Source organism: Trebonia sp. (assembly GCF_030042015.1).
Lineage (GTDB): Bacteria > Actinomycetota > Actinomycetes > Streptosporangiales > Streptosporangiaceae > Trebonia.
On sequence record NZ_JASIAL010000475.1, the window covers coordinates 1 to 7,067 of the forward strand.

Sequence of the window (7,067 nt, forward strand, 5' to 3'; positions counted from 1 at the left end):
GCTGCTGCTGTAGTGGCAGTGGTGGCATGGCACGCGATCTTCGCTGAACTCATCAGACTGTTTTGAGGAGAATGCTGGAATAACAGGGAAGTTCTGGTATGGTTCTCGGGGCAGAGGGCGTGACCAACATGTCGCCTATGGGATAGATCTGTGTGTCTTCTCAGCTTTCGGGCTCCGCCGTGCCCCGGTCGGCGCGACGATTACATGCCTGAGCCGGGGGTGAGGCTCGCAGCAGTAACAATGAAGGGGTAGGCGTGCAAAGGAGCGGCGCGAAGGCTAGCCCGCAGGTAGGGCGAGGGCGGTGGTGCGGGTGCATGCTGTGGCGGCAGAGACAGGCGCCGCGTTCCACGCGGGGCCTGTGCCAGGCTCGACAACTGGGTCCCACAGAAAAAGAGACCCGGCCCACAAGGAGCCGGGTGGTCTACGCACAGTACTATACACGATCACCAGCCTTCTGGCATGGTGTAGCCGCTTGCAGGATTCGCGAGTTGGTGGGAAACGAAGTCCCGCGGTTCAAGCTTTCGCCAGAAGTGGCGGCCAGTCCCAGTTGTCACCTCAGCACGCAGTGCTCCTGCTGTCTGGCCGGGCGTCGGGTTGATCAGTCCGACGGGCACATGTGCGCGCGCCCGCTGGATTGGGAACCGCAGGTCGGAATCGTTCGAAATGACCAGGGCTGCATCGACTATGCCGCCGAGGATGTCCAAGAGCAGGTGCGAAGCGACGTTGACATCGCTGCCCTTCTCTTCCCGGTGGGCGATAGAAACCATGAAGCGGGCATCAGTAACTGCCTCTCCTGCTCCGTCTTGGATCATTACGGGCCAGTCAGGCGCGACCAGTTGTGGTCGTCCCTTGGGGTCCCGTACTGCCAAAGGCGCGCGTTCGCCGCGCAGCTCAGGCGCGGCTAGCGCCAAGGGCCAACCTGCGGGGGTGTTTCACTGGGGCGGCCCCCCCTTCGTTCATGCCTGCCCCGGGCTGGTCCCGGACTGCCCAGTGATCGTCCCGTACACCGGCATCCACGCGCATACGCGCGATGGCTGGATCACGGTGCTGCCGCTCGACCGGCTCTGGACTTGCGGTTTCTTCAGACGAGCTCTACAAAAAGAAAACCCGGCCCACAAGGAGCCGGGTGGTCTATGCTCACCAGGCTACCGGGCCACCGAGGCTGATGTCGTCGGAATATTGCCGAGCCGGGGGGATGGCCATGCGACCGTGGCCACATGGAGCGCGTGCTGCACCCGGAGTTCTTCGCGATGACGTTGCTCCGGTCCACTTGCGTCAGCATCGTGCACCATCAAGCCTGGGATGTGGCTAGCCGCAGCTCGATCTGGGTCCGCGAATGCGACGGGCGGCGGCTACGCTCCCACCGGGCAGCACGTAGTCCCCCGGCTGTCGGCGCCAGGCCAGCCGTGACCTGCCACCGCGTCCAGATGAACAGACGCCAACCCGGATAATGTTGGCTAGTTATTTACTGGAATCTGCTGGAATCCGCCGGTAACCTGCTAGGGTATCCGGAAAGAGTTGAGCGACGCAGCGCCCGGCGCTCTTTGCGGCGCACCTGGAGTTCCTCCGTGCGGATGTCATCGCAATGTCCGGTTCGCGCGTCGGCTCTACGTAGTTAAGACGGACTGGGCACCCTTCGTGACTTCGGGGCGGCTGGTCCATCACTGCAGCGCGGGATGCGGGGAGCCGGAAATGTCGATGACTTCGTGTTTGGGTAACCGCCGCGACGTCGGGCCAGCGCCGTCACGGGCTACGTCCGCCAAAAAGAAGACCCAGCCTCGGTGGCGCCGGGTGAGTCATGCGGTCGACTGTAGCCGACCACCAGCCGCTACCCAACGCATACACTTCGGGCGATCCCGCGACGAGGTCCCCGGGTTAGCGTTCGAGCGCTCCGGCGGCAGATTTGCGCTGGGGCTGAGGCCAGCCCGTACCACGGGCTGGCCCCAGAGAACATCTGTAACTCATCTAACGGCATACTCACGACGACACAGCCGCAATGTGGCCGACGGTCCTATCCGACGGATGTTATGTGTAGGAGTGAGTATAAGCAAGTCGGCTAGGAGTACGCTCATGAGCCATGACCAGGCGGCAGGGATCCGACCACCCCAGCACACTCATGGCCCTCGTCGCGTGGGTCATCGGGTGGGTCGGTGATCACGACTGGAGTGCGCTCCTGCGACTGGTCGTGCTGCTGCTGGCTTGCACTGTGGCGCTGGGCATCCTGGTCTCGGCCTACTACTTGGTCGGAGGACGCGTATGAGTTCGTCCGGGTAGCCGGACTGTTCGTTCTTGTTACTCACCAGTTAAGGAGTTCGAAAATGTCGCTAACTCACGAGGAACTTAAGGAAGGCGTCGTCGGCGGTGCTGTCGGCGTTAGGTGCCGGACCGTTCTCCAGCCACTCGGCGGTCCAGGGGACAAGGTGTTCCCGCCGACCTACGGTGTCGACAACAATGCTGAGACGAAATACGCCACTGAGAAGCGCCGGGTTCCGCGTGCAGACGGCAGCGAAGACACGGTGGTTCCGGCGGTCGTGCTCGACTCCGTTGCCTCCCAGGCCAACCGGCTGGAGCTGGCACTGCTCGACGCCATCCGCAGAGGCGATCTGGCGGCGCCGGTCACCTCGGTGGACTTCGCCCAAAGCGGCCTGGCCGGACTCGACCGGATCAGCGATTACGAGGCGCCGCACCGGATTTTCGACGCCCTGCTCCGTGACAGCTATGACGGCGAGCACCTGTTCAGGAACGGCGCAGTAGGCAGGGCGATCACGGAGGCTCGCCCGCGCGATGCTGCCGCCCTCTACTACCACAGCCCGCACACCCTTGTGTTCGGCGGCTGGGACTCGACCGGTCCGCGGGGTGGACTCGGCGCGAAGTACGAGCGCGCTATCACCTCGGAGATCGTCGCACTGGATATCGAGGTGGGTAAGCGGACGGCTTCTCGCATCGATCCGGCCGGCATCGAAAAGAGCGCGGCGGTGCTTTACGAGGGTCCCAGAGGCGGCGCTGCGTGGGTGCTCGACAAGAGCGAGGCAGTGCTGGACAGCAAAGGCAACCCGAAGCTCCTTGGGGCTAAGGACAGTGCCAAGGACAGCTCCAAGGACGGTGGGCGTGGTAACGGGGAGCCAGGTCGGCCGTCGCAGGCCAACCTCGGCAACGTGAGGCCGTCGATCGACCCCAAGAACGGCGGGATCACAGCGCGGCAGATCGTCGGCACCACCGTCCTGTCGTTCATCCAGTTGCGCCGCCTCCGCTTCCCGACTCGCGCAGACAGTACCGCTTTCGACGGGCAGCGCGCCGAGGCCGAGGTCGCGGCACGGACCGCGCTGGCCGCGCTTGGTCTCACGGCAGCCGCGCTGGCGTTCGAGGAGGGGTTTGACCTCCGGTCCCGCTGCGTGCTGGTCGCCGAGGGACCGGTGATGTTCGAGCTGGTGAAACGCGACGGCACCGTCGTCCCCTTCGACCTGTCAAGCGCCGACGCGCTCAAGCTGGCCGAAGAGAGCGCCGACCGCGCGGCCGCCGCCGGGCTGCCGTGGCGCGAAGGCGAGCTCCTGCTCCGCCCGGCCGGTCGGCTGGTCCAGCTGATCAAGCGCAGCCAGGACATCGCGGAGTCCGCCGAGGCGGACGGTGATAGGTAGTGTTCGCCATCGCGGTGGAACTGCTGGCCGGGCGCTACACCGCCACGCAGTTCAACGACCGGTCGCAGCCCGAGTGGCCCCCGCATCCGGCGCGCCTCTTCTCGGCCTTGGTCGCCGCCTGGGCTGACAGCGAGGAGCCCGATCCTGGCGAGCGGGCGGCCTTGCGCTGGCTCGAGGATCAGGGGGCGCCGGACATTCACTGTGGCGAGGACCATTGGCGCACGGTCGTGACCCACTATGTGCCGGTGAACGATGCCACGGCACTCATCCGTGACGTATCCAGCAGCACCTATGAGCCAGTGGAAAGCGCGCGTCAGGCAGTTGCTGACGCACAACGGTCCGGTGACGAGAAAGCGACGCAGCGCGCGCTCGTGGCGCTCACCAAGGCTGAGGCAAAGGCGGTAGCGGACGCCGCGAAAGCCGGAGCCCTTACCGGGCACGAGACAGCCTCGATGGCTATCGGCGTCCTCGAAGTGCTGCCCGAGAACCGCGGAAAGCAAGGCCGGACGTATCCGACGATCATCCCCGACAGGCCGACCGTCTGGTTCGTGTGGCCGACAGCGCAGGCCAGCGGCCAGGACCGGGGGGCGCTCGACGCCCTGCTCGGGCGCGTCGCCCGGATCGGCCACTCCTCTACCCTTGTCGCCTGCCGGTGCGACGAGACCGGGCCGGAATCGAAGCCCGCCTGGGTACCAGGCGGATCAGCCGGCGAGGCGCGCCGCGTCCGGGTGCCGCGGACTGGGCTCATCGACCGTCTCGAACTCGCCTTTCAGATGCACCATGGAGAGGAGCCGCGGACGCTGCCGGCCGGGATGGTTAACTACCATCAGCCCCGGCAGGCTCGCACGCAAGCGCGTAGGCCGCGGCTCGGCGGCGACTGGTACGTTCTGGGGTTCACCGAGCGGAAGTTCCCCGCCGCGACCCAGGTCCTGGCCGTGGCCAGGGCCACCAGGAACGCGCTCCTCACCCATGGGGTCCAGCCTTCGCCGGAGATCCTGTCCGGCCATCAGCGGCAGCCAGGCGGCAGCGGTCCGACGCCTCCGCTTGAGCGCCCGCACCTGGCCGTCGTCCCGTTGCTGAACGCCGGCAACCCGCACAGCGACGGAACCATCTACGGGGTCGCGCTCGTCCTGCCGGCCGAATGCCCCGCCGAGGATAGGCGGGCGGTCGAAGGCGCCCTCCGCACTTGGGCGACGGTCGGCGACCACGACGAATTCAAGCTGACGCTTCCCGCACGCTCTGACGGCCGGTCAGCCCACTACACGCTCGCAGATCTGGGCGTTGACCGCAGCAAGGCCGGATCTGAGCCGCAATGGCTGAACACGGCGCTCACGGACCGGCGCAAGACGACCACGAGAGATTACTGGTGCCGCCCGGCGAAGCGCTGGCTCACGGTGACGCCCATCGCGCTCGACCGGTTTCCCGGGAACCTGCGCAGCCCAAAGCCAGAGGCCCGCGACCGGGCAGAGGCGGAGGCAGCAGCCGTGGTCGCCCGTGCCTGCGTCAACGCCGGCCTGGCGGACCGCCCGGAAGACGTCAAGGTCACCATACGACTCGACGCCCCGCTCGTCGGCATACCCGCGAGCCCGGCCGGGCGGAACACCCCGGGCCAGCGCCAGTTCCCCGGCTTCCAGACCGGCGGCGGCGTGCCGCGCGCCTGCGTGCACGCGGAGATCGAGTTCCCCGAGCCGGTCCGGGGCCCGGTCCTCATCGGCGCCGGCCGCTACCTCGGCTATGGCCTGTGCCTGCCTCGTGACCAGAAGCCGGAGGCGAAGTGAACAGCAAGCTGGATGTGTCGTGCTTTGCGGCGTTCTTCGGTGCCGTGAACGCCGTACAAGCCGACGATGGCACGGTAAAGATTCCCGGGCCGTTCCCCTGGCAGCAGGAACTGCTGGACCACGTCGCGTCGACAGGCCGATGGCCCGACCTCCTCGACCTGCCGACGGCGGCAGGCAAGACCGCGGTGATAGACATCGCGGTATTCCTGATGGCATTGCACGAAGACATGCACATGCCACGGCGTGTCGTCTTCGTGGTCGACAGGCGCGTCATCGTCCATCAGGCGGCGGAGCGTGCCGGTCAGCTCGCCGAGAGATTGTGGTCGGCCGAGCGATCGCGGGATACCGCCGATCCGGTCGTGGCCTCAGTCGCGGCGCGCTTGCGCGAACTCGCCAGGCCGGGCGACGGCGGCATGCCGCCGCTGCGAGTCGCCCAGCTCAGCGGCGGCATCGTCCGGGACGAGTCCTGGACGCTCCGCCCGGACGTCCCCGCGGTCGTCGTCTCGACAGTCGATCAGGTCGGTTCCCGCTTGCTCTTCCGCGGCTATGGGGTCAGCGACGGGATGCGCCCAGTCCACGCGGGACTGCTCGCCAACGACACCCTCTTCCTGCTCGACGAGGTCCATCTCGCGCAGCCATTCGCCGACACGCTCGGCAAGATCAGCGAGCGCTACCGCCCGCCCGCCGCGGCCGGGTTGCCGGATCGCTGGCAGGTCGTCGAACTGTCGGCCACGCCCGGGACCCAGCAGCGCGAGCGGGTGACACAGACGCTGACAGCCCGCGATCGCGACCCGGAAGTGGCCCCGCTGCTGGCCCAGCGGCTCGCTGCGAGCAAGTTCGCCCGCAAGAAACTAGTCAAAGCCAAGCCAGGTTCCAGCACGGCACAGGCCACAGCGAGGAAGGCAGCCGACGAGACCAGGCAAATCATCCGGGACGGACAGCACACGGTGGTCGGCGTCGTGCTGAACCGCGTCAACACCGCCCGGCTCGCGTACAACGAGCTCGCAGGCGACCCGGACTTCGACTGCCACCTGATCACCGGCCGCATGCGCCCGTTCGACCGGGATGACTCGCTCAGTAAGTTGACACCGCGCATTCGCACGGGCCGGACGCGGCAGCCCGGAAGCAGGCCGCTCGTCATCGTGGCCACCCAGTCGATCGAGGCGGGTGCCGACTTCGACTTCGACGCGCTCGTCACGGAATGCGCGAGCTTCGACGCGCTCAAGCAACGGTTCGGCCGCGTGGACAGAAACGGCGAGCTGAGCGCACGAGACAACCCATCCAGTTCCGTGATCTTGCTGCCGCCGGGGGACGTGAAGGACGATCCCATCTACGGCAACGCGCTGATCGAGACCTGGAACTGGCTGCCCGAGGGCGAGGGCGAGTTCGATTTCGCCGCGCAGCAGCCAGACGCAGGAACCGCGCCGAGACTGCTGGCGAGAAAGCCGCACGCGCCACTGCTGCTGCCCAGCCACCTCGACCGGCTCGTTCAGACCTCACCCCGGCCCGACGCCGATCCGGAGGTCTCGCTCTGGCTGCACGGAATGGATACCGACGCGGCGGACGTCACGCTCATCTGGCGTGCCGATCTCACGGCGGGCCTGCTGACCAAGGCGAACGAGCAGTATGCCGTCACCCTGGTCAGCGCCTGCCC

At 67.0% G+C, this 7,067-nt stretch carries 4 protein-coding genes; 3 read left to right on the forward strand and 1 reads right to left on the reverse strand.

What is annotated here, in order from left to right:
* Positions 1-443 precede the first annotated feature (443 nt).
* The gene (locus tag Q1N79_RS25345; protein ID WP_300613161.1) at positions 444-767 is read right to left on the reverse strand and encodes a hypothetical protein; all 324 of its coding nucleotides are present in this window, start codon (positions 765-767) and stop codon (positions 444-446) included.
* A 1,551-nt stretch (positions 768-2,318) separates the two neighbouring features.
* Between Q1N79_RS25345 and cas7u the strand changes: the two genes are divergently transcribed.
* The 3 genes from cas7u to cas3u all read left to right on the forward strand — a co-directional run.
* A complete protein-coding gene (gene cas7u, locus Q1N79_RS25350) occupies positions 2,319-3,635 on the forward strand; it encodes a type I-U CRISPR-associated RAMP protein Csb1/Cas7u (RefSeq protein ID WP_300613163.1) in 1,317 nt (438 codons plus the stop codon).
* On the forward strand, positions 3,635-5,413 hold the full coding sequence (gene csb2, locus Q1N79_RS25355) for a type I-U CRISPR-associated protein Csb2 (RefSeq protein WP_300613165.1): 1,779 nt from the start codon (positions 3,635-3,637) through the stop codon (positions 5,411-5,413). Before cas7u ends, csb2 begins: the two co-directional genes overlap by 1 nt.
* Positions 5,410-7,067: type I-U CRISPR-associated helicase/endonuclease Cas3 (gene cas3u / locus Q1N79_RS25360; RefSeq protein ID WP_300613167.1), on the forward strand; the 1,658-nt coding region annotated here is incomplete at its 3' end. The genes csb2 and cas3u, both read left to right, overlap by 4 nt.